The 26,010-nt window shown below is 64.0% G+C and carries 22 protein-coding genes and 3 pseudogenes; 16 read left to right on the top strand and 9 right to left on the bottom strand.

What is annotated here, in order from left to right; all coding sequences use genetic code 11:
* Window positions 1-4: 4 nt before the first annotated feature.
* Genes ACIBJI_RS23710 through ACIBJI_RS23720 form a run of 3 tightly spaced genes read right to left on the bottom strand, consistent with a single transcriptional unit; the run spans window position 5 to window position 2,402 of the window.
* Window positions 5-625 (bottom strand): AAA family ATPase, encoded by a 621-nt coding sequence (locus ACIBJI_RS23710; protein WP_397085762.1) that lies wholly within the window; start codon window positions 623-625, stop codon window positions 5-7.
* Window positions 622-1,236 (bottom strand): exonuclease domain-containing protein, encoded by a 615-nt coding sequence (locus tag ACIBJI_RS23715; RefSeq protein ID WP_397085764.1) that lies wholly within the window; start codon window positions 1,234-1,236, stop codon window positions 622-624. Before ACIBJI_RS23715 ends, ACIBJI_RS23710 begins: the two co-directional genes overlap by 4 nt.
* Complete coding sequence (locus ACIBJI_RS23720) at window positions 1,233-2,402, bottom strand: radical SAM protein (RefSeq protein ID WP_397085766.1); 1,170 nt, start codon at window positions 2,400-2,402, stop codon at window positions 1,233-1,235. Before ACIBJI_RS23720 ends, ACIBJI_RS23715 begins: the two co-directional genes overlap by 4 nt.
* A gap of 186 nt (window positions 2,403-2,588) precedes the next feature.
* Between ACIBJI_RS23720 and ACIBJI_RS23725 the strand changes: the two genes are divergently transcribed.
* The 4 genes from ACIBJI_RS23725 to ACIBJI_RS23740 all read left to right on the top strand — a co-directional run bounded on the left by ACIBJI_RS23725 (window position 2,589) and on the right by ACIBJI_RS23740 (window position 4,880).
* Window positions 2,589-2,918 (top strand): hypothetical protein, encoded by a 330-nt coding sequence (locus ACIBJI_RS23725; protein WP_397085768.1) that lies wholly within the window; start codon window positions 2,589-2,591, stop codon window positions 2,916-2,918.
* Complete coding sequence (locus ACIBJI_RS23730) at window positions 2,899-3,417, top strand: DUF6879 family protein (protein ID WP_397085770.1); 519 nt, start codon at window positions 2,899-2,901, stop codon at window positions 3,415-3,417. The genes ACIBJI_RS23725 and ACIBJI_RS23730 overlap by 20 nt, the downstream gene beginning before the upstream one ends.
* Window positions 3,418-3,434: 17 nt before the next feature.
* Window positions 3,435-4,256: a helix-turn-helix domain-containing protein gene (locus ACIBJI_RS23735; RefSeq protein ID WP_397085772.1), complete on the top strand. Its 822-nt coding sequence runs from the start codon at window positions 3,435-3,437 to the stop codon at window positions 4,254-4,256.
* A 225-nt stretch (window positions 4,257-4,481) separates the two neighbouring features.
* Complete coding sequence (locus ACIBJI_RS23740) at window positions 4,482-4,880, top strand: hypothetical protein (RefSeq protein ID WP_397085774.1); 399 nt, start codon at window positions 4,482-4,484, stop codon at window positions 4,878-4,880.
* Between the two features lie 144 nt (window positions 4,881-5,024).
* On the opposite strand, the gene ACIBJI_RS23745 is transcribed toward ACIBJI_RS23740, so the two are convergent.
* Together ACIBJI_RS23745 and ACIBJI_RS23750 are read right to left on the bottom strand one after the other, a co-directional pair.
* Complete coding sequence (locus tag ACIBJI_RS23745) at window positions 5,025-5,450, bottom strand: NUDIX domain-containing protein (RefSeq protein WP_397085776.1); 426 nt, start codon at window positions 5,448-5,450, stop codon at window positions 5,025-5,027.
* Window positions 5,368-5,790, bottom strand: coding sequence for a helix-turn-helix domain-containing protein (locus tag ACIBJI_RS23750; protein ID WP_397085778.1), 423 nt, complete (start codon window positions 5,788-5,790; stop codon window positions 5,368-5,370). Before ACIBJI_RS23750 ends, ACIBJI_RS23745 begins: the two co-directional genes overlap by 83 nt.
* A gap of 173 nt (window positions 5,791-5,963) precedes the next feature.
* Between ACIBJI_RS23750 and ACIBJI_RS23755 the strand changes: the two genes are divergently transcribed.
* The 10 genes and pseudogenes from ACIBJI_RS23755 to ACIBJI_RS23800 all read left to right on the top strand — a co-directional run bounded on the left by ACIBJI_RS23755 (window position 5,964) and on the right by ACIBJI_RS23800 (window position 17,466).
* Complete coding sequence (locus ACIBJI_RS23755; RefSeq protein ID WP_397085780.1) at window positions 5,964-6,110, top strand: hypothetical protein; 147 nt, start codon at window positions 5,964-5,966, stop codon at window positions 6,108-6,110.
* A gap of 669 nt (window positions 6,111-6,779) precedes the next feature.
* Window positions 6,780-7,808, top strand: a complete 1,029-nt coding sequence (locus ACIBJI_RS23760; RefSeq protein WP_397085782.1) for a polyprenyl synthetase family protein — start codon at window positions 6,780-6,782, stop codon at window positions 7,806-7,808.
* Between the two features lie 5 nt (window positions 7,809-7,813).
* Complete coding sequence (mvk, locus tag ACIBJI_RS23765; protein ID WP_397085784.1) at window positions 7,814-8,782, top strand: mevalonate kinase; 969 nt, start codon at window positions 7,814-7,816, stop codon at window positions 8,780-8,782.
* Window positions 8,783-8,823: 41 nt separating this feature from the next.
* A complete protein-coding gene (gene mvaD / locus ACIBJI_RS23770; RefSeq protein ID WP_397086125.1) occupies window positions 8,824-9,843 on the top strand; it encodes a diphosphomevalonate decarboxylase in 1,020 nt (339 codons plus the stop codon).
* A complete protein-coding gene (locus ACIBJI_RS23775) occupies window positions 9,840-10,934 on the top strand; it encodes a phosphomevalonate kinase (RefSeq protein WP_397085786.1) in 1,095 nt (364 codons plus the stop codon). The genes mvaD and ACIBJI_RS23775 overlap by 4 nt, the downstream gene beginning before the upstream one ends.
* On the top strand, window positions 10,931-12,091 hold the full coding sequence (gene fni / locus ACIBJI_RS23780) for a type 2 isopentenyl-diphosphate Delta-isomerase (RefSeq protein WP_397085788.1): 1,161 nt from the start codon (window positions 10,931-10,933) through the stop codon (window positions 12,089-12,091). The genes ACIBJI_RS23775 and fni overlap by 4 nt, the downstream gene beginning before the upstream one ends.
* On the top strand, window positions 12,088-13,167 hold the full coding sequence (locus ACIBJI_RS23785; protein ID WP_397085790.1) for a hydroxymethylglutaryl-CoA reductase: 1,080 nt from the start codon (window positions 12,088-12,090) through the stop codon (window positions 13,165-13,167). Before fni ends, ACIBJI_RS23785 begins: the two co-directional genes overlap by 4 nt.
* Window positions 13,164-14,318: pseudogene (locus ACIBJI_RS23790) on the top strand (hydroxymethylglutaryl-CoA synthase); the annotation flags it as partial. The gene ACIBJI_RS23785 and the pseudogene ACIBJI_RS23790, both read left to right, overlap by 4 nt.
* A 266-nt stretch (window positions 14,319-14,584) precedes the next feature.
* Window positions 14,585-15,997 carry a cytochrome P450 gene (locus ACIBJI_RS23795; RefSeq protein ID WP_397085792.1) on the top strand — a complete coding sequence of 471 codons (1,413 nt, stop codon included), beginning with the start codon at window positions 14,585-14,587 and terminating at the stop codon, window positions 15,995-15,997.
* Window positions 15,994-17,466, top strand: a complete 1,473-nt coding sequence (locus ACIBJI_RS23800; RefSeq protein WP_397085794.1) for a hypothetical protein — start codon at window positions 15,994-15,996, stop codon at window positions 17,464-17,466. The genes ACIBJI_RS23795 and ACIBJI_RS23800 overlap by 4 nt, the downstream gene beginning before the upstream one ends.
* A 162-nt stretch (window positions 17,467-17,628) precedes the next feature.
* On the opposite strand, the pseudogene ACIBJI_RS23805 reads toward ACIBJI_RS23800, so the two are convergent.
* A pseudogene (locus ACIBJI_RS23805) lies at window positions 17,629-19,284 on the bottom strand (ISAzo13 family transposase).
* A gap of 210 nt (window positions 19,285-19,494) precedes the next feature.
* Between ACIBJI_RS23805 and ACIBJI_RS23810 the strand changes: the two are divergent.
* Window positions 19,495-19,881 (top strand): GNAT family N-acetyltransferase, encoded by a 387-nt coding sequence (locus tag ACIBJI_RS23810; RefSeq protein WP_397086127.1) that lies wholly within the window; start codon window positions 19,495-19,497, stop codon window positions 19,879-19,881.
* An 84-nt stretch (window positions 19,882-19,965) separates the two neighbouring features.
* Window positions 19,966-23,130 carry a GNAT family N-acetyltransferase gene (locus ACIBJI_RS23815; RefSeq protein WP_397085796.1) on the top strand — a complete coding sequence of 1,055 codons (3,165 nt, stop codon included), beginning with the start codon at window positions 19,966-19,968 and terminating at the stop codon, window positions 23,128-23,130.
* A 755-nt stretch (window positions 23,131-23,885) separates the two neighbouring features.
* Here ACIBJI_RS23815 and ACIBJI_RS23820 read toward each other — a convergent pair.
* The 3 genes and pseudogenes from ACIBJI_RS23820 to gndA form a co-directional block, all read right to left on the bottom strand.
* Window positions 23,886-24,221 (bottom strand): orotidine 5'-phosphate decarboxylase / HUMPS family protein, encoded by a 336-nt coding sequence (locus ACIBJI_RS23820; protein WP_397085798.1) that lies wholly within the window; start codon window positions 24,219-24,221, stop codon window positions 23,886-23,888.
* Window positions 24,172-24,452, bottom strand: a pseudogene (locus ACIBJI_RS23825) (LLM class flavin-dependent oxidoreductase); the annotation flags it as partial. The gene ACIBJI_RS23820 and the pseudogene ACIBJI_RS23825, both read right to left, overlap by 50 nt.
* Window positions 24,453-24,564: 112 nt before the next feature.
* Window positions 24,565-26,010 carry an NADP-dependent phosphogluconate dehydrogenase gene (gene gndA / locus ACIBJI_RS23830; RefSeq protein ID WP_397085800.1) on the bottom strand — a complete coding sequence of 482 codons (1,446 nt, stop codon included), beginning with the start codon at window positions 26,008-26,010 and terminating at the stop codon, window positions 24,565-24,567.

Here is a 26,010-nt window from a genome sequence, read left to right on the forward strand (position 1 = left end):
GGCATCAGTGATCGTCGTTCTCATCCACCCGGTCGAGGCGGCCCTTGACGAACGCCGTCACTTCGACGAGGGCGCGATCGTACCCATCCGACGGCAGCAGGTCATGTCCGATGTCGAGTCGTTCGAGAACCTTCGCGACGTGCCGGTCAGCGAGCGCCCGGAACTCCAGATCGGTACCCCGCGGTTTGCTCAGGTCCAACGGGATCGTCGGGTCGAGCACCGTACGCACAACCAGGTCATAGTGGCGGACGTGCCGGGCGACCAACTGCTCGAGCTGGTCGATATTCGCTGAATGTGGTTGAGCGCCACGGTATTCCAGTGCGGCTTCGTAATACCCGAGTGCATCCGACACCGGCCGGTCGACCAGGACCACGTCGGCCTGTGTCCACGCATGCGCCTCCAGCGACATTCCACGCGTGATGATCCACAGTGTTGATGCCCAGGTGTGTTCGTGCAAGATCGGCAACCCGTGCTCGGCGGCCTGCGCGCCGAGGTCGGCGACGACTGCCACCTCGACGCGGTCGCGATGCAGCTGTTCGGCGATCCGCTGGAGAAACGTGCTCTTGCCGGTCGAGTGCGTCCCTGTAACCGCGATCGTCACGGGACGCACGAAATCGGTGCTCACCACAGTCGCCCTTCCGGTTCTCTCGGCTGAATGAACTCCGCTGGCGCTGCGGCTTGCACGAGTTCGTCCCAGCCGAATCCGCTGTCGTCGACCAGTCGAACCAGCAGCTGCCAGGCCGCCCAGGTGTCCCACCCGGCGCGGTGATGGCCTTGGTCGGATATCGCGGTGGTGTCCAGTTCGGCGTGGGTGACCAGCTTCTGCAACGCGTAGCCACCGATGCCGGGCCACACCGTCTTGGCGAGTTTCAGCGTGTCGAGCACCATCGGTGGCGTCCAGCCCGGCAGGTGTTCGGAGATAACCCGTCGTTCCAGATTGGCGTTGTGCGCGATGAGGATCCGATCGGTCAGTGTTGCCTCGATCTTGTCCGACACCTCCGGCCAGGTCGGGCATTCGCCGACGTCGGTGTTGGTGATGCCGTGGACCTTTCGGGTCACAATGGGGGTGATCGGGCGGGCGGGGCGGATCAGCCACGACCGCATCTCGTCGGCCTCCACCGTCTCGCCCGATACCGCCAGGATCGCGATCTCGATGATTTCGGGCGGTGTTTGCCCGTTGCCTTCGACGTCGACAACGGCGAAGGCTTTGCCGTGCAGTGCGTTTGGAACGATCATCGTGCTGTCTCCTGAGTGTGAGTCCATCCGATGTCCGCGCGACCGTGGCGACCGATATGGTGCGGGCGCTGGATGTCGTTGACCTGGTACCCGAGATTGTGCTGGAGGAAGTTGCGTCGCCCTTCGGGTAGGCCGTCCACGATCACGGCCCGCTCGGTGATCTCGAGCATGTTGCCGCCGAGACGCTGAACCCACGCCGCGGTCGATTCCTCGCCGGGGCGACGCCAATCCTCAGCACAGCGTTTGATCTGCGCGACCGGGCAGATATCGCACAACTCCCGCACGCCGTAATGCCCGTTGTAGTCGGCAACGCTGTGTGCGAAGGTCACCCCGCAACTCGTCTTGCGGAACAGCGGCGATCCGAACCCGGCACGGTTGGCCAGGATCCGCTGCTCCAGCAGTTCGGGGAAAATCTTGCGAGACGGGCCACCGTCGTACAGCTCGGGAAGACCGTTGTCCCGGTAGTAGTCGCGGATCTGGTCTTTGAAAAAGAGACCGGTGAACACGGTGGCGTGGGCGAAATGGCTGAGTTCACGCGCCCGGTCCAGGTGGGAGTCGGAATCGTTGAGGCCCGGCACGATCGGCCGCCAATACAGGATCACCCGATAGGACTCGGCCTGCTCGAACGCGGTCCGCAGCGACGCCGCCGCGATATCGGAGTCGACCGGTTCAATTCGCTCGTCATCAATTCCACTGTGTGTGACCAGGATCGTCAGCCGGATATTGTGGAAGCTATTGAGAACCGCGCAGTCCTCGGGTTCGATCCGCCACCGCGTGATCACCAGGACGTGGTTGGTGATGCCCTGCTCGTCGAGCAGCCGCAGCATTTCGAGGGTATGTGGCTTCACCGCGGGCAGCATCGGGTCGGTCGCCCTGTTCAACAGCTGAATCGGGGTCACATGCGGCCGGAAGTGCTTGTTGCGCAGCAGCATCCGCGCCGCAGACTCTTCATCCATCAGCCGCCGAGGCACCTTCATCTCGAAGTTCTCGAAGGTGTGGCGCACGCAGTAAGTGCAATCCAGCGGGCAACCAATGATCCAGTTCGCCGACAGCCCACTCTTGCGGTAATCGATCACCCGTTGCAAGCCCGGATCGAGCTCGGACTGCTGATCTGGGGTCAGGATGGGCAACGGCTTGCGAGTGGTCGCTCGAACTTCTAGCGGCATCACGTACACCCCTCAATATCGGTGTGCCTGTTGGGGCTTTCGACGCTAAGAAGTGTCGAGGATGCTCGTCTAGCCTCATGCTCCAAAATGCTCGAATCCGTGAGTTCCTATGCGAGTGGGGCATTCATCAGCGATGATCGAGCGACATCGAGCATAAGAGCGCATATTTTGAGGGGAGATCAATAGATGCGATTACAGTTTCTCGGCAAAGGTGGCACCACCGGCGGCGGATGCCCGTCGCTGTACGCCACCGATCGCGGCAGCTACGTGGTGCAGGGATGGAAGACCGACTCGACGGGAACCGTCGAGATTCCACACCTGCTCCTCGGGTTCGCCCTTCCAGACACGTTCGTCGGGGCACCGATGACCGATACCGGCCGAGGCACCTTCGTCCTCGACGGCACCCCGGTCACCGACCCGGATGTACTTGCCGGACTCGACATCTACGACGACGAAACGTGCGTCGAGGTTCCGTGTGGAGAGAGGACGTTCTACGGTGCAGCTCGTACAGGGTGAGGAATTCGAGGACCTCTTTCGCGCCTGCCATCGCGAGGCGTTCCATCTCGAAGTCCAAGACACCTACGAGACGCCAGAAGAGTCCGAGCCGTTTCGGAAGTTCCTGGCAGACGAGCCCGACGACTATGCGTGGTTTCAGCCCTGGCTCACCCATGTGCGAGAGGTGACCGGCCGCGGAGTGGCCATCAACCGGGCACGCGTGGTGACCGAGCCTCACACGGACTACACCCGATTCGCAAAGGCGGTCGCGCGCTTCAACGCCGACGCCGGTGAGAATGTCCGCTATCTGCCCCGCCACCAGATCGGCACCGAGGACCTGACCGAGGACGACTGGTGGCTTTTCGATGACACGGTGTTGGCCTACACAGTATTCGAGCCCTCGGGCCGCTGGGTCGGCGGCGCCGTCACTACCGACCCGCGGCTGGTCGGTTACTGCCGGAGCGTGAAAGAGCACGTCTGGTCGTTGGCTACGCCGCTCGCGGAGTACTGCATCCTGTGAGTAATCCGCTTCATGAAATGCGCGAAGCTCTCGGAGGTCGACTCCGGGAGCTTCGTCTCAATTCCGGGCTCTCCGGTACCGAACTCGCGAATCTGGCTGGCTGGCACCAGACGAAGGTGTCAAAAATCGAGTACGGGAAGACCAAACCCACCGACGCTGACATTCGCGCGTGGTGCGAGCACACCGGCCAGGCCGACCAACTGGCGGATCTCATAGCGACAGTCCGCAACATCGAGGCGTCCTACCTGGAATGGCGCCGGGTACTCGGCACCGGCACAAAGCGACGACAGCAGGCCCAGATCAAGTTCGAATCCGACACCGAGCTGATGCGCTGGTATGAACCCGTCCTGATTCCCGGGTTGTTGCAGACTGCCGACTACGCACACGAGATCCTCCGCAGCGTCATCGAGTTTCAGGGAATACCGAATGACGTGGAAGAGGGTGTGGCGACGCGCATGCAACGTCAGCAGATCCTGTACCAGCGAAAGCATCGGTTCCACTTCGTCATCGGTGAGCAAGCGCTCCGAACGACGGTCGGAGATGACCGAATCATGGCGGGCCAAATCGACCGGCTGCTGGCAGTTCAGAATATGCCACGCGTCCTATTCGGAATCGTGCCAGCCGAAACCCGCTACCAGGTACCGATATCGAACTTCATCATGTTCGACGACCGAATGGTGATGGTCGAGAACCTGACGGCCGAACTGACCATCACTCAGCCGCGGGAGGTCACCGCCTACGCGCGGGCATTCGAAATCCTCGCCCAGCAGGCCGTGACCGGCCGGGCCGCACGCAGCCTCATAACAGCTGCTCTCGAGCACCGCGCCGACACCCCATAGCCAGTCCGGTTTCAGGCGGGATGCACTCTCAGTTCCACCTCAAGGCCAAACTGGATGGATAGTTCGATCAGCTGTCAACCGTGGCCGACCCGGATGGCACCATGGGGCCATGGAAGTCGGGGACCGCGAGACCGTCGAGGCCGTGCACCACGCCATCAACGATTGACGCTGGACCGTCGTCCGCCCACCACGCGTTGTCACGGCAAATGCTGTGTCGTTTTAGATTTGTGTCCTGGCTATCCGAGTGGCGTCAAGGACCAGTTCCTGGTCGGTGTCGAATTCTCCGACGGCCGAACAGCAACCAATATCGATCTCTGGCGCCTCGACGACGACGCGGACAACGCGATCCTGATGAGCGGCGGCGGTGGCTCGACCGATGGATTCAGCGCCACCACCTACTACCTGACACCGCTGCCACCGCCCGGACCGCTCACGGTGATCGTCGCCTGGCCCGCGACCGGCATCGCCGAACAACGAGTCGAGCTCGACACCGAGGCGTTCCGGCAAGCCGCCGTGCGCGCGGAAGTGCTGTGGGCCGCCGACAGCGACACCAAGCCGCGCGAGCTGCCGCGCGTAGTTCCGGATTTCGCACCTGGCGGGTGGTTCGAACGTGCCCTGAACTGAATCGATCTCCCAACGTCGAGGTCAGCCGCTCGACGTCCGCTGTTGTCGTTTATCTTCAACGGAGACGATCGATCCGAAATCACAGATGTGAAAACGCGATTCGTGTACCGCAGACGTCATATCGAAGGACGCTTTCCGAAGAATTCAGCGGTTCCACCGTCGCCAGAATGTGTTGGCGTGGTTGGCGACAAGTGCGTCTTTGAGCGCGCAGGGCCGCAGGTCGGCGACGGGAAGTTGGTCGAGGGGTAGCCACAGGAACTCGAGGTGGTCTTCCTGACTGACGGGTTCACCAGTGATCTGGGCGGTGAAGATCAGGTTGAGTTCGTGGCGGATGGTGTTGGTGTCGTCGGTATAGCCGTGTTCGACAACTCCGATCAGTTGACCGATGCTGGCACTGGCACCGATTTCTTCTTTCAGTTTCCACACGAGGGCGTCTTCGATCGGTTCCCCGGGTTTGACGTGGCCGCCTGGCAAGAAGACGTACGACTTACCGCGTTCTCGGGCGACTAGCAGCCCGTCGGCGGAACCGATGACGGCTTGCACGATGAGTTCGGTTGTTGCATCGCTCATCTGGGGAGCTCCCAATGTCGGACGGCTCTCGTCCGGTGGATCGGCGATTTCCGGTCAGCTTACCGCTGCCGATACGCCCCGAACCCGAACGGTCACCCAACCCCTCCAAACCATGAGTGTTGAACCGGTGCAAGCGTTCACGCACCGTCTGCGGGTGACAACCCAACTCATCCGCGATCACCGCGGTGGACTTACCGTCCCAACTCGCCGTGATCATCCGCGCCCGACGAATCCAATCACCCGGAGCATGCCGCGCTCCAGCAAGCTTACGAATCTTCCGCTCCTCCAACACATCCCGGGCAGGACGCGCAACCACCACCTTCGGCAGAACCCACCCCACGACACGAACCAACAAGACCCACAACAAGATACACGATCATTTAGGAACGCAGCACTAGACCTGGGACAGATGTCCCGACGGCACCTGTTTTGACGGACAGGATCTGTGTGGTCGGTCATAATTTGCCCTAGAGATTCGATTCCAGTTCGATTCTCCAGAAAGAGAGAACCATCATGTTCGAAACCTTCATCGGCTGGACCGTGGCCTACGTTGGCCTGGTCGCGATCGCCGCCGCCGTGGTCACCGGCTACTCCGTCGACAAAAGCTTCACCAGCACGTCCATCTCGGTGGCCAGCGGTTCCAACCCGCCTACGCAATGACTGTTGGCCGTCGCTGAGTTTGCCGATGTTGGCGTCATTGACAAAAGAACCCACGGCGGCTTCCGAATGTGAGCATGTCCGGCTCGATGCGCTCAGCCTACGATTCGACATATGACGGGGACAGTCCGCCGGTCACGTGCGAGGTGGGCTGACTGGAGAGGTACGCGCCATGAGCTCGAACGATGACCGAATGAAGCCGACGCAATCACCAACTATTTCGCGACTCGCGTTCATGACGAATCACGGCGATCCTTACGAGCTACGTAAGTTTCCATTGCGCCCAATTTCCTACGTTTCCGACGTCAGGAGTTCGGATTCGGTGGTTCTTTTGTACGGTCGCGATCTCGGGTCCGCACGCTGCGACGTCGAGAATCCGAGCGACCCGAGCGACCGCGCCATTGCCCGGCCTCACCTCCTTCTCTAGGTCACGCACCATCGCGACTGCTCGTTTCTTCGGTTCCACCGATTACTTATTCGCCGCTGCCATGCGGTTCCTCCTTCCATACTCATGGTCTCCAACTTTTCCGAGGTGGTACACAGTGCATTGCGTTGTACCCCGCGCGAGTTGGTTTTTCTCAATGCCAACGCTCCTAGCCTGAATTGCACGAAACAGCGTATCCGAGACGCCGGTGACCCCCATTACCTTGGCGCCCGCTCCCGGGAGACACGATGACGACCACCACCGGCACGGATTTTGCACGGGTCGCGGCACTACAAGAGCGCACGCACAACCTGTGCACACCAGTCTTGCGCGAATGGGTGCAACGGCTGCCGGATCCGTTGCGGCACATGGCGGGCTATCACTACGGCTGGTGGGATTCTACCGGTGCCCCGGTCCGTGGAAGTTCCGGCAAATCGTTACGACCGATGTTGGTGTTCGCAACCGCAGTAGCCTGCGGCGCAGCCGAAGGCCCCGCGGTCCCGGCAGCGGTGGCACTACAGTTGGTGCACGACTTCTCCCTGATCCACGATGACGTCCTCGATGGCGATCACACCCGGCGCGGCAGGGCGACGGTGTGGAGCATTTGGGGTGTCGCCGATGCGATCCTGCTCGGTGATGCACTGCACGCCTTGGCCATTCAGGTGTTGTCGGCGGGGCTGCCCGCGCAGATTGCCGGCGAAGCCCTGGCCCGGTTGGAAGCAGCGGTGATCGAGATGTGCCGAGGGCAGTGTGAGGACTGCCGGTTCGAGGTGAGCCCGACGGTCGGCATCGACGACTATGTGCGCATGGCCGCCGGGAAGACCGCCGCGCTGATGGGCTGTGCGTGTGCGTTGGGTGCGCTGTGCGCCGGAGCGGATGCCCGGACGGTGGACGCGATGGACGCCTTCGGCCGGGAACTCGGGCTGGCCTTCCAATTCGTCGATGATGTGCTCGGCATCTGGGGTGATCCCACGATCACCGGCAAACCGGTAGGGGGCGATATCGCCCGCCGCAAACGCTCACTGCCGGTAGTGGCTGCGCTGGCCGCCGACACCGATGAGGCGGCCGAGCTGAGCCGGATGTACCGGTCGGACGGCACGCTGGATCCGTCGGCAATCACGCGGGCCACCATGCTCATCGAGCTCACCGGCGGCAAAGAAACTGCGGAACAGCGTGCCGCGCAACAGATTGCGGCGGCCCTCGCACTGCTGCCCGAACAACCGTCGACCGGTGATCTCACAGCCCTGGCGCAGATGATCGGCCGCCGGGACCGGTGATCGTGATGCGAACTCTCACAATGGGCACCGGCCATGCACACGGCAAGGTGGTGCTGCTCGGTGAGCACGCCGTGGTGTATGGGATGCCGGCGATGGCAGTGCCGCTGCCGGAATTGGCGGTTCTCGCGCAGGCGCGCCGCCTCGACGAGGCGCCGGGCATCGCAGAGAACTGCCCGGGACCCCCTGGACCAAGCACCGGCTACAGGTTTCTCGCCACTCGCAGCACCGCAGCAGCGACGTCCGGAATACAGGTCGCGGCAGCAGAAGCACTGTGCTGCTGGGGAACTCATGACGATGCGGTCGAGGTCACGGTCAGCGCCGGGTTTCCTGCCGGGCGCGGGCTGGGCTCGAGCGCGGCTGGCGCGGTCGCGGTTGCACGCGCCTTCGCGGACCTGTACGGCGCGAACGCCGACACGGCTGCGATCCATCGGCTCGCACAGCATGGCGAGCAGCTCGAGCATGGACGCTCCAGCGGAGTCGATGCCGCCGCCGCGGCCTCGACCTCACCCTTGTGGTTCGAAGCTGAGCAATCGCACGGACTGACCGCCGACCTGGATGCGGTGGTGGTGATCGCCGACAGCGGCCTCATCGGCAGCACCCGCCGCGCTGTCGCCACCGCCGCGCCGCTTCTGCAGGGCACGGCCGGTAGAGCACGACTGATGCATGCTGCCGAACTCACGCGATGCGCGGCAGCAGATCTCGCGACCGGGCGAGCAGCAGAGTTGGGTGACAAACTGATCCAGTTCCACGAGTGGCTGCGCGAGCTGGGCGTCAGCTGCCCGCAGCTGGACCGTCTCGTGGCCGCCGCGCTCGCGGCCGGAGCACTGGGCGCCAAACTCACCGGCGGCGGTCTCGGTGGCTGCATGCTCGCCCTGACGACCGGGCCTGACCAGGCAACGACGGTTCGCGACGCGCTCACCGCCGCAGGAGCGACGCAGACCTGGTCGGTGGCGACCAGGGGGTGGGCAGCATGACAGAAGCCGAAACACGCTGGGACACCGGATTGGAACGCGCAATGACGAACCGCCCGACCCGGAGCGAGACCGCGACCGCCCGGGCGCATCCGAATATCGCACTGGTGAAGTACTGGGGCAAACGCGATGAGCGACTGATTCTCCCCACCGCCGGCAGTCTGTCGATGACATTGGACATCTTCCCCACCACGACGCGCGTCACGCTCGCCCCGCACGCGGTCGCCGATATGGTCATCCTCGACGGCGCACCCACGTCGGCACCGGTACGAGATCGGGTCGCGCAGTTCCTGAATCTGGTTCGCGATCTGGCTGGGCGCACAGAGTTTGCGGTCGTCGACTCGGTCAACACGGTGCCGACCGGAGCGGGCTTGGCGTCGTCGGCCAGTGGTTTCGCGGCTCTGGCCGTGGCTGCAGCTACGGCGTACGGAGTAGCTTCCGATTCGCGGTCATTATCGCGGTTGGCGCGCCGGGGATCCGGTTCGGCGTGCCGATCGGTCTTCGGCGGATTCGTGGTGTGGCACGCAGGTATCGACGCTGGAGCGGCCGGGGACCACAGCTCGTACGCCGAGCCGATCGACTCCGCCGGTGTGGATCTGGCCCTCGTGATCGCGGTAGTCGACGACGGCCCGAAGGCCGTGCCGAGCCGAACAGCCATGCGCCACACCGCCGACACGTCCCCGTACTTCCGAACATGGGTGCAGACCTGCGCCGCAGACTTGGGTCGGATGCGTGCCGCCATCGCCGAACACGATTTCGCAGCCATCGGCGAGATCGCCGAGGGCAATGCACTGAGCATGCATGCGGCGATGCTCGCGGCCCGGCCCGCGATCCGCTACCTGTCTCACGCTTCCTTCGCGGTCCTCGACCGCATCCAGACGTTGCGCACCAAGGGCATCGGCGCCTACGCCACCATCGACGCGGGTCCGAACGTGATGGCACTGTGCCGGCCCGCGGACGTCGCGGACGTCGCAACCGCGTTGAGCGCGGTCGGCGAACAGATCACCGTATATATCGCCGGCCCAGGTCCAGCGGCGACCATCGTGTCGGAGGAACTGCCGTGATCAACGCCTGGGCGCCCGGAAAACTGTTTGTCGCAGGCGAATACGCCGTCACCGAGCCCGGCCATGCCGCAGTCCTCACTACGGTCGGGCGCGGCGCGACCGTTACGGTGATCTCGGCGCCGCCGGGACGGGTGCACTTGCGGTCGGACATCGAGGGGGGAAGTAGTCTGGTGTGCCGCCGGAGCGGTGACCGGCTGGTGCCCCAGGAGCCCGATACGCCTGCGGCCGAGACGTTTTCGTATGTGCTGTCGGCTATTGCCGTGGTCGAGCGGCTTGCCGCCGAACGTGGGAGAGCCCCCCGGCCGTTCACGCTGTCCATCGCCACCACCCTTACCCGCGGCAGCCGGTCCCTCGGTCTCGGTTCCAGCGCCGCAGTCACCGTGGCTACCGTCAGCGCAGTGGGTGCGTGCTACCAGCTTGGGCTCCATCGGATGGACCGCTACCGCCTGGCGATGCTGGCGACGTTGCCGCTGGCCCCACACAATTCGGGTGGCGATGTGGCGGCGGCGGTCTGGGGCGGCTGGATTGTCTACTGCAGCCCGGACCGGGACCGCATACCAGCTCTCACCGATTACGGCGGAGTGACAACAGCGCTGCGCGAACCCTGGCCGCGGTTGTCGATCCGGGCGCTGCCGATTCCCAGGACGGTGCGCCTGTGTATCGGCTGGACGGGTGAAAAGTCCTCCAGCAGTGGACATCTCACTGCATTGCATCGAGGGAAGCTCCGATACGGCATGCACTACCACCGCTTTCTCGCCGACAGCGATGCCTGCGTGCACCGCCTCGTCGCCGCGCTCGACGGCAAGCCCGCTGCGGCGCAACGCGAGATCAGGTACGCGTGTCGGTTGCTGCGCGATCTCGACAGCGTCGGGCACCTCGGCATCTTCACTCCTCGGCTCGATGCGCTGTGCGCCGCGGCCGAAGCGCTCGGCGCAGCGTCCAAGCCGTCAGGAGCCGGCGGCGGTGACTGTGGGATCGCGCTCATCGACCTGGCCGACGACCGGTCCGCAGAACTGAGCAACCGATGGGAAGCCATCGGTATCCACACACTTCCGCTAGATGTGCAGGCGATTGGACAACAGGCGAGATGATTGGTGATCGCAAGAACGACCATGTGCGCTTCGCGGTGGACCAGCAGCGCGACGGCACCGGATGCAACGACTTCGACGCCGTATCGTTCGTCCACCATGCCCTGGCTGGAATCGATTGCGCCGACATCAGTTTGGGCGCCACGATCGCCGGACGGCATTGGGCTGCCCCCCTGTACATCAACGCGATGACCGGTGGCAACGCCGCGACAGGCGACATCAACCGTCAGTTGGCGATCGCGGCCCACGAGACCGGTCTGGCGATCGCCTCCGGCTCGATGAGCGCCTACCTGCGCGATGAGTCGGTGGCCGACACCTACCAGGTGTTGCGCCGCGAAAACCCGCACGGCTTCGTGATGGCGAACGTCAATGCCAACGCCACGGCCACGCAGGCACAGCGTGCAATCGAACTGGTCGAAGCCGACGCCCTGCAAATCCATCTGAACGCGGTTCAGGAAATCGTGATGCCGGAGGGAGACCGATCATTCCGCCACTGGCCCGCGCACATCGAGGAGATCGTGCGCGCCGTGAGCCTTCCGGTGATCGTGAAAGAGGTCGGGTTCGGGCTCAGCCGGCCGACTGTCGATTGGCTACGCGGCATCGGAGTGGCCGGTGCCGACATCGGTGGTCGCGGCGGCACCAACTTCGCCCACATCGAAAACAACCGCGGCGCCGTGGCCGATTATTCGTTCCTCACCGAGTGGGGTCAGTCGACCGCCTGCTGCCTGCTCGACCTCGAGTGCGTCGCAGGCATCGACATCCTGGCCTCTGGAGGGATCCGGTCACCGCTGGACGTGGCACGCGCGCTGGCGCTGGGTGCCCGGGCGGCCGGGGTGGCTGGCCGGTTCCTACATATCCTCGTCGACCAGGGCACCGATGCACTGATCACCACCATCAACGCCTGGCTGAAACAGCTGCGGCAGATCATGACCGTATTGGGCGCGGCCACACCGGGCGAGCTGACCCGCTGCGATCTCCTGCTCACCGGTGCATTGCAGACGCACTGCCAGGTCTCGGGAATCGATGCCAGCGCCTACACCCGCCGCGCCCAGCATATGACGATCGAAAGCGACTCTTCTGCAATGAGATTCACCGACTGCGCCTCGAACACCGAGCGAGAATCCATGTTTCAGCGATGGAATGGTGGCGATACGGCATGACTGAATATCCCTGTGCTGCAGTGCCATTGGCATGGGTTGGCCCCATTCGCATTACCGGGAACACCATTGTCGACGAAGTCCAGGTTCCACTGGCGACCTTCGAATCACCACTGTGGCCATCGGTCGGACGTGGCGCCCGAGTATCGCGGGCGGTCGAGCGTGGCATCGTCGCTACCCTCGTGGACGACCGCATGAGCCGCTCGGTGATCCTGGAAGCCGACGACGCCGGAACCGCCCACGCCGCGGTACGGCAGCTGCGCGACCGGTTTCCGGAGCTGGCAGCGGTCGTCTCTGCGAGCAGCAACTACGCCGAACTGGTCGGCCTGCACCATCAGATCACCGCGAACCTCCTGTTCCTGCGTTTCGAACTGGCCACCGGCGATGCCGCCGGGCACAACATGGCCACCCTCGCCGCCGACCACCTGATGGACCACATCATCGCCGCCGTCCCCGGCCTGCGCTACGGGTCGATCTCCGGAAACTACTGCACCGACAAGAAATCCAGCGCGGTCAACGGCATCCTCGGCCGCGGCCGCAATGTCGTGACCGAGCTGCTGATCCCCCGGGAGGTAGTCGCGGATACTCTGCATACCACCGCCGAACGAGTTGCGACCCTGAACGTCCGCAAGAACCTCGTCGGTAGCCTGCTTGCCGGCGGAATCCGGACCGCAAACGCTCATTACGCAAACATGCTGCTGGCGATCTATCTGGCGACCGGGCAAGACGGCGCCAACATCGTCGAAGGCTCCCAAGGCATCACCTATGCCGAGAACCGCGACGGGGACCTCTACTTCTCCTGCACCATCCCCAACCTGATCGTCGGCACCGTCGGCAACGGCAAAGGCAACCGGTTCGCCGAAGACAACCTCACCCGCCTCGGCTGCCGCGAGCCCCGGCCGCCTGGCGACAACGCACGCCGCCTCGCCGTGATCGCCGCCGCCGCCGTCCTATGCGGTGAACTGTCCCTGCTGGCCGCACAAACCAACCATGGCGAGCTCATGCGTGCACATCTGCGATTCGAACGATCCACCACCGACAGCCGACGCATCATCGATACCGAAGGGACCCCGTCGTGACCATTTCCGTAGGTATCCATGATCTTTCGTTCGCCACCACCCACTACGTACTCGACCTCGCCGACCTGGCCTACGAACAGCGGGTGGACCCCGACAAATATTACATCGGTCTCGGTCAGGAGAAAATGAGCATTCCGGCAGTCGACGAGGACATCGTCACACTCGCCGCCGCCGCAGCCACACAACTGCTCGACCGGCACGGCACCGCCGGGCTACGCACCGTGCTGCTGGCCACCGAATCCGGTGTCGACCAATCCAAAGCCGCTGGCCTGTACCTCCATTCGCTGCTGGACTTGCCCGACACCGCCCGCGTCGTCGAACTCAAACAGGCCTGCTATGCGGCTACGGCCGCATTGCGTTTCGCTGCCGGGCTCATCGCGCTGGACCCCACTGAGCGCGTGCTGATCATCGCCGCCGACATCGCCCGCTACGACCTCGACAGCCCCGGCGAAACCACCCAGGGCGCCGCGGCAGTTGCCATGCTCGTCACCGCCGACCCGGCAATCGTGCGCCTGGACCCGATCTCGGGCGTCTACTCCGAAGACGTCATGGACTTCTGGCGCCCCAACTACCGCAGCACCGCCGTCGTCGACGGCAAACTGTCCATCCAGGTCTACCTTCGCGCGGCCGAGCGCGCCTACCTCGATTACCGCGCACGCGGCGGCCTGGATCTATCCGACTTCGCCGCTGCCTGCTACCACCAGCCGTTCACGAAAATGGCCTACAAGGCCCACCGTCACCTGGCCGCCCGCCACACTAAAATCACCGACCCCGACACCGCAATCGCCGGCACCACCCACTACAACCGCCAAATTGGCAACAGCTACACCGCCTCCGTCTACCTCGCCCTGATCTCATTGCTCGACCATGCCCCCGACCTGTCAGGCCGGCCGATCGCCATGCTCAGCTACGGATCCGGTTGCGTCGCAGAATTCTTCGCTGTACACGTCCAACCTGGCTACTTCGATCACCTCGACACCACCATCGCCCGCAAAGACCTCACCACCCGCAAACACCTCGACTACCAGCGCTACCGGGCCATACACCAATCCGAAACCCGCTCCACCACCGGAGATCTCGTCCTCCCGCAGGAGACCACCGGCCCTTTCCGCCTCGCCGCCATCGCCGACCACAAACGGATCTACGCGGCCGGTAAACCGCCGCGACCGCCACCGGTGGAGATGCTATCCAGCTGCCGAGCGTCTCTGACGCCCGAACACCCAGGCCGTCGAGCAATGCACGAAAAGCTCAGTGTCCGTGCCGAAGCAATCGAGTTGTCTGGCCGACCGTATCGCGGCGGTCGTGGCGGCAGCCCAATACTGACCCTGTTAGAGAAGGCGGCAAATGAGTCGATCAATTTTCTGAATGCCGGACCAACCGGGAAACGATGCCCCTCCCAACCATCACAGGAGTCTTTATGCCCACTGCTGTATCGATCCCCGACGCTCCCCACTGGTTGCCGCTCTTGGGCCACGCCGTGCCCCTATTGCGCGACCCACTAGCGTTCCTGTCCTCGCTACCCGCTCACGGTGACCTGGTCCGAATCGGCCTTGGTCCGATCACCATAGTGGTTGTATGCGACCTGGACCTGACCCGACAAGTGCTGCGCCACGACCGCATCTTCGACAAGGGCGGACCAATTTTCGAACGAGGCAGAGAGGTCGCGGGCAATGGCTTGGTGACCTGCCCTCACTCTGCGCACCGCCGCCAGCGCCGATTACTTCAACCCGCATTCCATCGGGACCGCTTGCCCGCCTACGCCGATATGATGACCGAGCGGATCACCGCTATCACTGACTCTTGGAGTGATGGGCAGATCCTCAACGTAATCAACGAAATGCAGAAACTCACATCGAGCACGATCGCCGAAACACTATTCTCTTCGACCGCATCCGAGACAGTTCTGCGCCAAATACCCGAGGACCTCAACGCCATATTCTCCGCTATCTTCCGGCGGACGGTAACGCCAACCGCGGTACAGCGGCTCACTCCAGGCAACCGAGCCTTCCACCATGCCATTGCGCGTCTGCGCAGCAACGTCGGCAGAATTACCGCCGAACGTCGCAGCGAAGGCGTCGACCGCGAGGACCTGTTGTCGGCACTGCTCACCGCCCGTGACGGCGAGAACGACGGCCAGGGCCTGACCGACACGGAAATCTACGATCAGATCACCACGTTCTTCGCAGCGGGTACGCAAACCACCGCCACCACGCTGACGTGGGCCCTGTCTCTGCTCGATCGTCATCCCGACATCGCCCAGCGGCTGCACACCGAGGTCGACACCGTGTTGGCCGGTCACCCTGCCCGCCACGCCGACCTGCCCCGCCTCGAATACACCGAGCGCGTTATCATCGAGACTTTGCGACTGCGACCGCCCGTCTACCTCTTCACCCGCATCGTTACCGAGGACACCGAACTCGGCGGGCATCGTCTGCCCGCTGGCACCACCGTCGCCTACAGCCCTTACTTGCTGCACCAACGTCCAGACCTGCATCCTGACCCGCAGCGCTTCGACCCCGATCGATGGGGCACCACCGAATCACGACGCGCGCTCATCCCCTTCGGCGACGGTGCCCGCAAATGCATCGGCGACACCTACGCCATCACCGAGGCGACACTAGCCCTTGCCACCATCACCAGCCGCTGGCAACTACACACCATCCCCGGTCAAGATGTTCGTCCCTCCCGATCACTCCCGGTGATGCACCCCCGCAACCTTCACATGCGCGCCACCGCCCGAAGCACACACGGCGGCATCTGCGCTACACGACCTGCCGAGCCAGAGGAGCAAACCTCAAACCAGTCGCTGCACAGGGGACTCGACTCATGACCGACGACTCACGTACATGCGGTCTGTCCAATGGGTGGAGCCGGCCCGGAAAGATATCGACTGCGTTGTTCGGGCCCGAGCTGTACGCCGGAAGCTCCGACCTTCCCGACCGGCTTCAAGCCGACGTTGACCGGATTCCGGAACTGCGCCAAGAATGGGGCCCGGACTTGGCCCATCGGCTCTACGACCCGGAATGCCCGGTCGGCACCTACGACACGCCAATCCGAGGACTGGTCCTGGCGGAAAACTCCGCGGAGGCCCACGCGGATCGTATCGTTGTTGCGGACCCCGTCGGGCTCGCCACCGACGCCCCGGCGCGGCTGGGGGTCGGCAGCACCCACGAGCCCGTCTTCACCGTGTTCAACCAATTCTTCGAAGTTCCACCCACAGACTTCTGGCGGGGCGTGGCCGAACAGCTATACGGCTTTGGCTGGTGCTTGGTAGACCAGACACGGCTGTGCCCGCAATGTGTACACGGCGCAGGTGTTTCGTGTGTGTTCGGAGCTCCCTTCGACTATCACCACTTCGTAAGGGAACTTTCCGGCATCGCCGAGGACAGTCGCCGCGCTATGGTGACCTATATCGACCACGCGCGGCAGCATGGTCCGCGGTCACCGGAATGCGCCGTGATGGATTGCTGGCTGGCGTGCTTGCAAGCGCTATACCTGGATGTTCTTCATCCGAAAGCGGTCAACATCACAGTAGGAAACAACGAACTGCGCAGTCTTCGTTACCGGATCCTCAACTCAGCAGGCCGCCCTCTCGCCCTGCTGACGGCGCTGGAACGCCCAGGCGGCGTCATCAGCGACCAACTGATCGAGGCGACCGGGTTCGCGGCCATGGTCATGCACGACGCATGCGACCGGCGCCATGACAACGCCGCCAACGAAAGCTACAACTTCTTCACCTTGCTGGCCGCCCACAACCAGGCCGAATGTGTGATGCCGGTGCACAGATTCTGTATTGACCTGTGGGCTTGGGCCATCGACCACCAAACGTTGTGGCCAATCCTATTGTCGGGCCGAATGCTGGTGTGGAACGTCTACATGACGCGATATCAAACCGCAACCCTCCTGGACTATCTCCTTCCACCAGGGGCCGACACCACCGGCCCCTACGCCGACCCCATCCTCAACAGGATGAACCCAGCTCCCCGTGCCGCATCTCCGGACAACTACTCGATTCGACACACCTGCCAGGACAAAGCCGCCTACGACCGGCTCCTCGACAGCTGTCTAGCGCATTTCGTGGACTGTACCGGTTGCCGCGGCTATGAGAAGGCAAGCTGGCAGGAACGCACCACGCACCTTGACGCGGGGTACCGGAGCAAAGCCGCCGGGAACTGCACGTGTGTGGACCGGATGGCCGTCTACACCATCCTCGCGCTGCTTGATCCCGTGTGGTGGGCCGCCGACCCGACCGCCCGCTACACGGGCCCGACCGCCGAGTGGAATCCTTACCTGGTATGAATCGTGCATGTCGTTCGCCTACCTGGCAGGTAGAGACCATTGCAGGAGACTCGCCAACTCACGGCTTGTTTACGAGCACATACCGACGTGGACGCAACCGGCAAGAGTCGCAGGCCCCATCGTTGCTGGAGGCTTAGGGCCTGCCGATCAATAACACGCAATCTATGCGAATGTTGTTGGGTTGGTGTGGTATTCGGTGACGGCTTGGGCATCTCGAAGGACGATCCCGGTCGGGACGATGTGGTGTCCGGCCAGGGTGAGCAGGGGCCTGGTCTGCTTGACGACGTTGTGAACAGTCTGCTGGTTGACGCCGAACAGTGTGCCGATGGCGCGTTGGCGGGTGGCGAACCGCAGGTGCAGCAGGGTGATCGCGACGCGGTCCTCCAGCGTGAGCAGTGTTTTCCGGCCGGTTCCGGGTGCTTTCTGGCGGGTGCGTCCGCGCCGGGTGTGAAGTTGGGCTTCGCGCTGTGCGTGGCGGGTCACGGTCAGCTTCTCGATCAGCGATTCCCATTGCGGCTCGGTGAGCCCCGGTCAGCTCAGAAGAGCGCAGCCAGGCCGTGTCCGGGCGTGCGGGTGTGGCGCAGGCCTCGGCTCCGGTTGCGGGCGGGACGGGTTCGGGTCCGATGGTGTAGTTCCAGTCGCCGTGCCAGTCGTGGCGGGTGATCGGCACCGCGGCGAGCTGGTCGTCGTCGACTTTCACGCCGGTCGGATATTCGCCGGTGTCGAGTTGGGCGTGCACACGCAGGCCGGTGCGGGTGGTAGTCGCCGCGATCGTGTTCACCACAACCTCGTGGCTGGTCAGCGGCCTGCCGCGCCAGTTCATGGTGATGTGGGAGAACAACCGATGTTCGACCTTGTTCCACTTGGAAGTTCCGGGCGGGAAGTGACAGAACGTGACCTGCAACCCGGTCTCGGCAGCGAAACCGGCGAGCTCTGTTTTTCAGGCGCGGGTGCGGTAGCTGTTGGAGCGCAGCGTCGGCGGTGATCAGCAGCCGTCGGCTGTCCGGGTAGTCGGTCCGGCCGCAGCCGTTCCACCAGCGCCGCAGTGATTCCACGGCGAACGCGGCGGTGTCGTGGTCACAGCCGACGCTGACACAGCCGGTATTCGCGGCCAGATCGTAGATCCCGTACGGGATCGCCTTGCCCAGCTCGGCGTCGGGAAAGTCGTGAGTGTTGACCAGCTCCGGGGAGCCCGACGGCCGCCACTCGCTGCCGCCGTTGGCGAATCGGACGATCAATTCCTTCTTCTTGGTGTCCACACTGACCACCGGATCCCCGACCTCCTGATGGTCTTTGACCTGATCGTTGATGTAGCGGAACTGGCCGTCCCGATCAGGGTGGCGGGTTCCCTCGATGGTCTTCGCGTTGGCTTGCAGGCTGAACCCCTCTTCCCGCAACAGATCCGCCACCACATCCACCGACGCCCGATGCCCCTGGGCGGTGAGTTCGGTCGCGAGCGTGCGCGTCGATTTCGTCGTCCACCGCAACGGCGACATCGGATCGCCCCGCTCACCAGACTCGACCAGCGCCAGCAACGCCGACCGCAGGCCCGGATCCACCTCGACCAGCCTTTTGCGGCCCCCACCGCGACGCCGCACCCCGCCCCAGCGGCAGCTCGCCCGCCTCAAGCTCCGTGACGCCCTTGGATACCGTCGCCTCACGCACCCCCGCAGCCCGCGCCACCGCCCGGCCACCACCACGGCCCAGCATCCGCGCCTCCGCCCCCAGCACGAGCCGACGCTGCCGCTCGTCCAGATGCGGCAGCAACGCCTCGAACTTCGCCGCCAGACCCGCCACAGTCACCCCGAAAAAACCCATACCACAACATCATTCGCGACAGCGGAGACGTTACGTGTTATTGATCGGCAGGCCCTAACCGTTCAGCCATGTCCGTCAACGGTTTCAGCATCGGTAACGTGATTCTGCGCTCCCCTCGCATGGGCGACGAGCGGTCGTACGCGCAGCCCACCAGGTGATGGCTGCCGAGGACGGCTTCGACTTCGCTCTCGGTCTGGAACCTGCGATGGACTGGAAGCAGTACCTCGAAGTGCTAGAGGACTACCGTCGGGGCCGCAACTTGCCCGACGGCATCGTTCCCGCCACGTTTCTGATCGCCACCGTCAACAACGAAATCGTCGGCCGCGCCGACATCCGGCACACGCTCAACGACCACCTGGCTCGCAGCGCGGACACGTCGGCTACGCCGTCCTCCCCGAACACCGACGCCGGGGCCACGGCCGCGCTATCCTGCAGCAGAGTCTGGACCTCGCGCACCGGATGGGTATCGAGCGTGTGTTCATCACGTGCGACGACGGCAATGATGCAAGCCGCCGGATCATCGAATCTTGCGGCGGCACACTGGAATCGGTTGAGCCGTGGAGTGACGGGACGCTGATCCGACGCTACTGGATCTGATTCGGGGCAATGGGGAGTCGATGCAGGACGTGTCGGTTCCGGGGCGCGTCCACGGGCGGTAACTGTAGGCGGGAGGCAGGGGCATTGTCGGAGTTCGACCGTCATGTGGATGACTTCACGTCGTATCAGGAGACGCCGTGGGGTCGGCTGCGGTATGAGCAGGTGTTCGCTAACCTGGCCCGGCATTTGCCGGATCGTCGGGTCCGGGTCCTGGACGCGGGCGGCGGCAACGGCATCGACGCGGTGCGGCTGGCCCGAGCGGGTCACCATGTTTCGGTCCTGGACACCTCGAGCCGGTCGTTGCACGCCACGCGCGGACGCGCTGCGCAAGCTGGGGTCGAAGACCGAATCGAATGCCATGCCTGCGATATACGCCAGGCGGCATGGGATCTGCGTGACCGGCAATACGACATCGTCCTGCTGCACAACGTGGTTCAGTACCTCCAAGAACCTGCGTCGGTGATCGGGGAGCTGGTGGGGCTGCTGCGCACCGGTGGGCTGATATCGATTCTGGCGCCCAATCCTTCATGCGACCCGTTGGCCGCCGCCGTCCGCCGAAGCGATCTCGACGAGGCGCTGCGCCTGTTGAATACCACGCAGCGCGAGTCCGTCACCTACGGTCTGGAATACATCTCCCGCACAGCAGATGAAGTCGTCGGATACGTCCTTGGCGCGGGGATGAATCCGCCGCTGCGTTACGGGGTCCGTGCGGTGTGCGACCTGATCGCCGACGACGAAGCCAAGCACGACCCCGTGTTCTTCGACAAGCTGCTGCGGTTGGAGAACGCTGTGGCCGACCGCCGCCCGTACCTGGACTGCGCTCGGTTCTTCCATCTGATCGCCACCAAACCCGAGGCGTCAACCGACACCGCAGCCGAGATGCGGCGGCGACGCGTCCCGATGAACATCGTGGGCTACGAGGCACGGGTGCGCACCGGAGGATGTTTCATCTGCGAGTTCCTTGCCGGGACACCTGGTTTCGAGCATGAGACCGTCTATGACGATGGCGAACACGTGGGTTTCCTGAACAAGTACCCGACGCTGCCCGGATATGTGTTGGTGGTGCCGCGCCGACACGTCGAAGATGTCGTGCGCGACCTGACGCCACAGGAATATCTTCGGCTGCAATCAGCTGTCCACACAGTGGCCAGGGGTATCGCCGAAGCGATGAATCCTGAACGCCTGTACCTGTTCTCGATGGGGTCCAACGACGGCAACGCGCACATTCACTGGCACATCGCGCCGTTGCCGCCCGGCGTGCCCTACCGGGAACAGCAGTTCCACGCTGTGGCAGCAGAGAACGGCATTCTGGCGTACTCACCACCGGAGCTCGCAGCACTGGCCGACCGCATCCGGACCGCCCTCATGGTGCAGACACCAACCGGTCCAGCGGGCACCCCATCGCAATCGTGCATCAGCGGCAATTCCGCAAAAACCGGTCGGCTCGTGGTCATTCGCGGGAACTCCGGCTCTGGAAAGACAACCGTGGCCCGCCAACTGCAGAGACGGTTCGACCGCGGGCGGTGCCTGGTGATCGGTCAGGATGTCGTGCGACGGGAGTTCCTGCGCGAGTCCGATGTCACCGGCGGCTACAACATCGACCTCTTGCGCGACATCGCCACGCTCGGCCTCGAACGCGGACTCACCGTGGTCGTGGAGGGCATCCTCACCGCACGCCGCTACGGCACCATGCTGGCACAGCTCGCCGCTACGGCGGAACGGGCATGCTTCTACGCCTTCGACCTCACCTTCGCCGACACCGTGCAGCGTCACTCCGGACGGCGCGCCAAGACAGCCGAGTTCGACCGCGACGATATGCGCCATTGGTACCACGGGTGGGACCCCCTCGGGTTCGTGGACGAGGTACGCATCGACGCGGCCCACAGTCTTGAAGACATCGTCGACACGATCTACGCCGACATCACCCCGGACTCCCCAAACGAGCCCGTGGCGAACAGTTCACCGCCGACCGCAATGGTCTTCGATTCCGGCGCCGATCGGCGGCCGCCGCAGGCCACACCACCCGGCCAACCTATGGTGCTCCGCTGTTGGGGCACAAGCCACACCGAGCACTTGGTCGCGACCTCGTCCCGGTTGACCGACCTCGTAGATCTGCCGGACACCGGCGACACGGTGAGCGTCGATGGTCGACACAACGCCGGGTTCGTGGCTCGCCTGGAAACCGTTCTGGCACTGAAACTTCCCGACGTGGCGTTCACGATCCACAATCACGGCCGCGGTGGTGCCACCAGCCGGGACCTGCTGGCCGACGTCGTCGGGGTAGACCTCGACCAAGACTTGGCCCTGCTGGAGTGCGGAACCAACGACGTGCTCCGCCGCGCGCAAGGCCGCGATCATGAAGCTGTCGATATCGAGGAGTTCACCCGAAACTATCGAACGATCCTCGAGCACCTGCAGTCACGAGCACGACGGGTGATCTGCCTTGCCGCACCTCCAGTCGGCGGTGAATGCGGTCTGGACGCGGTATCGATCAACCAGGACCTGTTCGCCTACAACCTCGCCGCACGGAAGGCAGCCCACGAGGCCGGCGCGATGTTCGTGGACTACTGGGGCGCGTTCGTCACCACCGCCGCCCTATTGTGCGAACGCGACGGTGCCCCCAGCCCGTGGCTTGCCGACGGAATCCATCTCTCCGACATCGGCGATGAACTGATCCTGCGCAGTCTCGAAGCCACCCTGATCGGCAAGAACGTCATCACCGGCCTGTTACCGACGCGCACGAAGACCAAGAAACCCAGTGCGGAGGTGGTGATCCGGCCCGCCCGCGTCGAGGACGTGCCGTCATTGGTCCGGTTGCGCGTCGCAGTAGCGGCGGAACGGAAGTGGATCGGCGCGCAACCTCCGATAAACGAAGACAAGGCCGCCGCCCGACTGTCCGAGCAGATCGCCGCGGACACCGCTGGTGTCATCGTCGGCGACCACCGCACCGCCGGTGTAATAGCGATCGCAACAGCCGACTTCACGACACCGGGCGTCGCCGAGATCACCATGATGATCGCGGCCGACCACCGAGGCGTCGGCGTCGGCGGCACCTTGCTCCACCATCTCCTCGACTGGTGCAAGCACCAACACGGCCACAAAGCGACCCTGAAAGTCTGGCCGCACAACCTACCCGCGATCAAGCTCTACCACAGCGCCGGCTTCGAAACCGAAGGCACACTGCGCGCCCACTACCGGCGGCGCAACGGTGAACTCTGGGACGCGATCATCATGAGTCGGCTGCTGTAGAAGCCTGGACCGGGGCCAGTTGCTGGGGCAGTCCAGCGCTATCGGCTGTTCCTTGCGGAGCTGCCCGGCTGTCCCGGCAGCGAAGTCACCGCTTTCCGGCTGCGTCGGCCCCTCGCTGTCCTGCCGAGTCGGAAATTTGGACGTCGAAAGGTTGCGACACTGGCTGATCCGCCATAGTTGTCGGTCCCATGGTCGATCCTGTTGGACGATTGCGGGATGTAGCGTGACTCAACGGCCAGGTCGTGTCTCGCTGCATAAGACGTTGAATTTCCGTGGTGTCAAAGACGTTTGAGCGAAAGGAAAGGGTCTGATGTATGAAGGTGGTTGTCTGTGGAAACGTCCGGTATCAGGCATCGGGTGACCGTTCGTTCCCTCACTTGTGTAGCTGTGAACATTGCCAGAAATTGTCGGATGGCCCGGTGATGTCGTGGGTCGACTTCACCCGCGAAGGCTTCGAATGGACCGGGCCTGGCGGGGAACCGGTCTGGTACAACACCTTTCCCGATTCTCAATGAGGCTTCTGCGGTGTCTGCAGGAGCTCGATCGCGGCACAGGACGACGGTAGCGCGGAGTTGGTCGGTGTGACGATGACGAGCCTCGATGATCACAGCGCCTTGACGCCCGAGCGACAGAGTTTCCGCCCCAACGCCGTCCCGTGGCTTCCGATCGTCGGCGCACAGGACTGAACGGCCCCGGAGGCTATCGAAGCCCGGCCGATTGTTCGTCTACAGCGTTCATCGATCGGCCGGTTTCGATCAGAGTGTCTGTGCGACTTCCGCGGCGATGGCTTGTGCGGCTGCGGCCGGGTCTGCTGTGGCGGTGATTGCCCAGCCGACGACGAGAATGCCTGCGCCGCTGCGAATGGCTTCGGCCGGTGTCGCGACTCGCTGTTGGTCGTGCACTGCGCCGCCGGCCGGGCGGATGCCGGGAACCACGGTCAAGACGTCGGGAGCTGCTTTACGGATGACGGAAAGGTCGCTGGCCGCGCAGACGACGCCGCATTCGGCCGCCACAGCGTCGGCCAGTCGCTCGTTGCGGAGTCCCCTTGTAACCGGTCGCGATCTCGTCGAGCGCCTCACCGGTGCCCACACCGAGCATGATCCGCTCCGGGTGCAGGCAACCGAGGGTCGCGAAGGCCTGCGCGATCACCGCCGGGTTGTATCGGAACGTCGGCGTAAGCACCGAGATGCCGAGCTGAATGCGGGAGGTCCGCTCACCGACCGCGGTCATCCACGCCAGCGAGAACGGAGCATGGCCCCCTTGTGCCGCCAGGGCTGGAAGTGATCGCTGTCGAGCCCGTGTTGCTCTGCGGCGACCGCCAGCTATACCAGTTCCCGCGGGTCGAATTGTTCCGCCGATGCCTTGTATCCGAGTTTGATATCCAATGTGTCTATCTCCCAAATCATTCGGGCGAATACGCCGACGCCTGCCGTGTCATTCGGTGCGTGTTTCGCTGCGGTCTCCGCTCCACAGTGTGTGGAATTTGCCCGGCGTATCAGTGCGTTCGTAGGTGTGGGCGCCGAAGAAGTCACGCTGGGCCTGGGTGAGTGCGGCGGGCAGGCGTTGCGCGCGCAGGGCGTCGTAGTAGGACAGCGAGGAAGCGAAGGCGGGCACCGGGATCCCCAGCTGTACGGCGGTGGAGACGACGCGGCGCCAGCTGTCGACGGCCTGTTCGATGGCCTCACGGAAGTAGGGGGCCAGGATCAGGCTCGGCAAGTCGGGATTGTCCTCATAGGCCTCTTTGATGCGGTTGAGGAAGCGGGCCCGGATGATGCAGCCGCCGCGCCAGATGGTGGCCAGGTCACCCGGGCGCAGGTTCCAGTCGTATTCGGTGCTGCCGGCTGCGATCTGGTCGAAGCCCTGGGCGTAGGCGACGATCTTGGAGGCGTACAGGGCCCTTCGGATGTCCTCGGTGAATTGCGCTGCGTCGGTGGGCTTTTCGGCGAGCGTTCCGGAGGCCAGGCGGTGTGCCGCCTGGCGTTGCGCGCGGGAGCCGGACAGTGCGCGGGCGAAGACGGCCTCGGCGATGCCGGTGACGGGGACGCCGAGATCGAGCGCGGACTTGACCGTCCATCGGCCGGTGCCCTTCTGCTCGGCGGCGTCCACGATGACATCGACGAGCGGTTTGCCGGTGGTGGGGTCGACCTGTTCGAGTACCTGCGCGGTGATTTCCACCAGGTAGCTCTCCAGCTCGCCGGAGTTCCATTCGGTGAACACTTCGGCGATGCGGACGGCGTCGAAGCCGAGGGCGTCGCGCAGCAGGTGGTAGGCCTCGCCGATGAGTTGCATATCGGCGTATTCGATGCCGTTGTGCACCATTTTCACGAAATGACCGGAGCCATCGGGGCCGATGTGGGTGCAGCAGGGCACGCCGTCGACCTTCGCGGAGATCGATTCCAGCAATGGCCCCAGCGACTCGTAGGATTCTTTCGGCCCGCCCGGCATGATGGCCGGCCCGTTCAGCGCGCCTTCTTCTCCGCCGGAGATGCCCGCTCCCACGAAGTTCAGACCACGCGCCTTCATCGCCGCCTCGCGGCGGATGGTGTCCGTGTAGAGGGCATTGCCGCCGTCGATGATGATGTCGCCCGGTTCCATGACGGCCGCCAGTTCCTCGATCACCGAATCAGTGGCCTCGCCCGCCTTGACCATGATCAGCACTCGCCGTGGTTTCTCGAGCGCGCCGACGAATTCTTCGATGGTCTCGGTGCGGACGAACTCGCCCTCGTCCCCGTGAGCGCCGAGCAGAGCATCGGTTTTGGCGACGCTGCGGTTGTGCAGGGCCACGGTGTAGCCGTGGCGGGCGAGGTTGCGGGCGATGTTGCTGCCCATGACGGCCAGGCCGGTCACACCGATCCGAGCGATTGCAGTGGAGGAAGTCAT

It is taken from the genome of Nocardia sp. NPDC050408 (genome assembly GCF_044458905.1).
Classification (GTDB): Bacteria; Actinomycetota; Actinomycetes; order Mycobacteriales; family Mycobacteriaceae; genus Nocardia.

Coding starts and splice junctions, on each gene's coding strand:
- ACIBJI_RS23715 (WP_397085764.1), bottom strand. CDS start 1,236: ATGATCGTTCCAAACGCACTGCACGGCAAAGCCTTCGCCGTTGTCGAC.
- ACIBJI_RS23720 (WP_397085766.1), bottom strand. CDS start 2,402: ATGCCGCTAGAAGTTCGAGCGACCACTCGCAAGCCGTTGCCCATCCTG.
- ACIBJI_RS23725 (WP_397085768.1), top strand. CDS start 2,589: ATGCGATTACAGTTTCTCGGCAAAGGTGGCACCACCGGCGGCGGATGC.
- ACIBJI_RS23735 (WP_397085772.1), top strand. CDS start 3,435: ATGCGCGAAGCTCTCGGAGGTCGACTCCGGGAGCTTCGTCTCAATTCC.
- ACIBJI_RS23745 (WP_397085776.1), bottom strand. CDS start 5,450: ATGAGCGATGCAACAACCGAACTCATCGTGCAAGCCGTCATCGGTTCC.
- ACIBJI_RS23755 (WP_397085780.1), top strand. CDS start 5,964: ATGTTCGAAACCTTCATCGGCTGGACCGTGGCCTACGTTGGCCTGGTC.
- ACIBJI_RS23760 (WP_397085782.1), top strand. CDS start 6,780: ATGACGACCACCACCGGCACGGATTTTGCACGGGTCGCGGCACTACAA.
- mvk (WP_397085784.1), top strand. CDS start 7,814: ATGCGAACTCTCACAATGGGCACCGGCCATGCACACGGCAAGGTGGTG.
- mvaD (WP_397086125.1), top strand. CDS start 8,824: ATGACGAACCGCCCGACCCGGAGCGAGACCGCGACCGCCCGGGCGCAT.
- fni (WP_397085788.1), top strand. CDS start 10,931: ATGATTGGTGATCGCAAGAACGACCATGTGCGCTTCGCGGTGGACCAG.
- ACIBJI_RS23785 (WP_397085790.1), top strand. CDS start 12,088: ATGACTGAATATCCCTGTGCTGCAGTGCCATTGGCATGGGTTGGCCCC.
- ACIBJI_RS23795 (WP_397085792.1), top strand. CDS start 14,585: ATGCCCACTGCTGTATCGATCCCCGACGCTCCCCACTGGTTGCCGCTC.
- ACIBJI_RS23800 (WP_397085794.1), top strand. CDS start 15,994: ATGACCGACGACTCACGTACATGCGGTCTGTCCAATGGGTGGAGCCGG.
- gndA (WP_397085800.1), bottom strand. CDS start 26,010: ATGACTTCCTCCACTGCAATCGCTCGGATCGGTGTGACCGGCCTGGCC.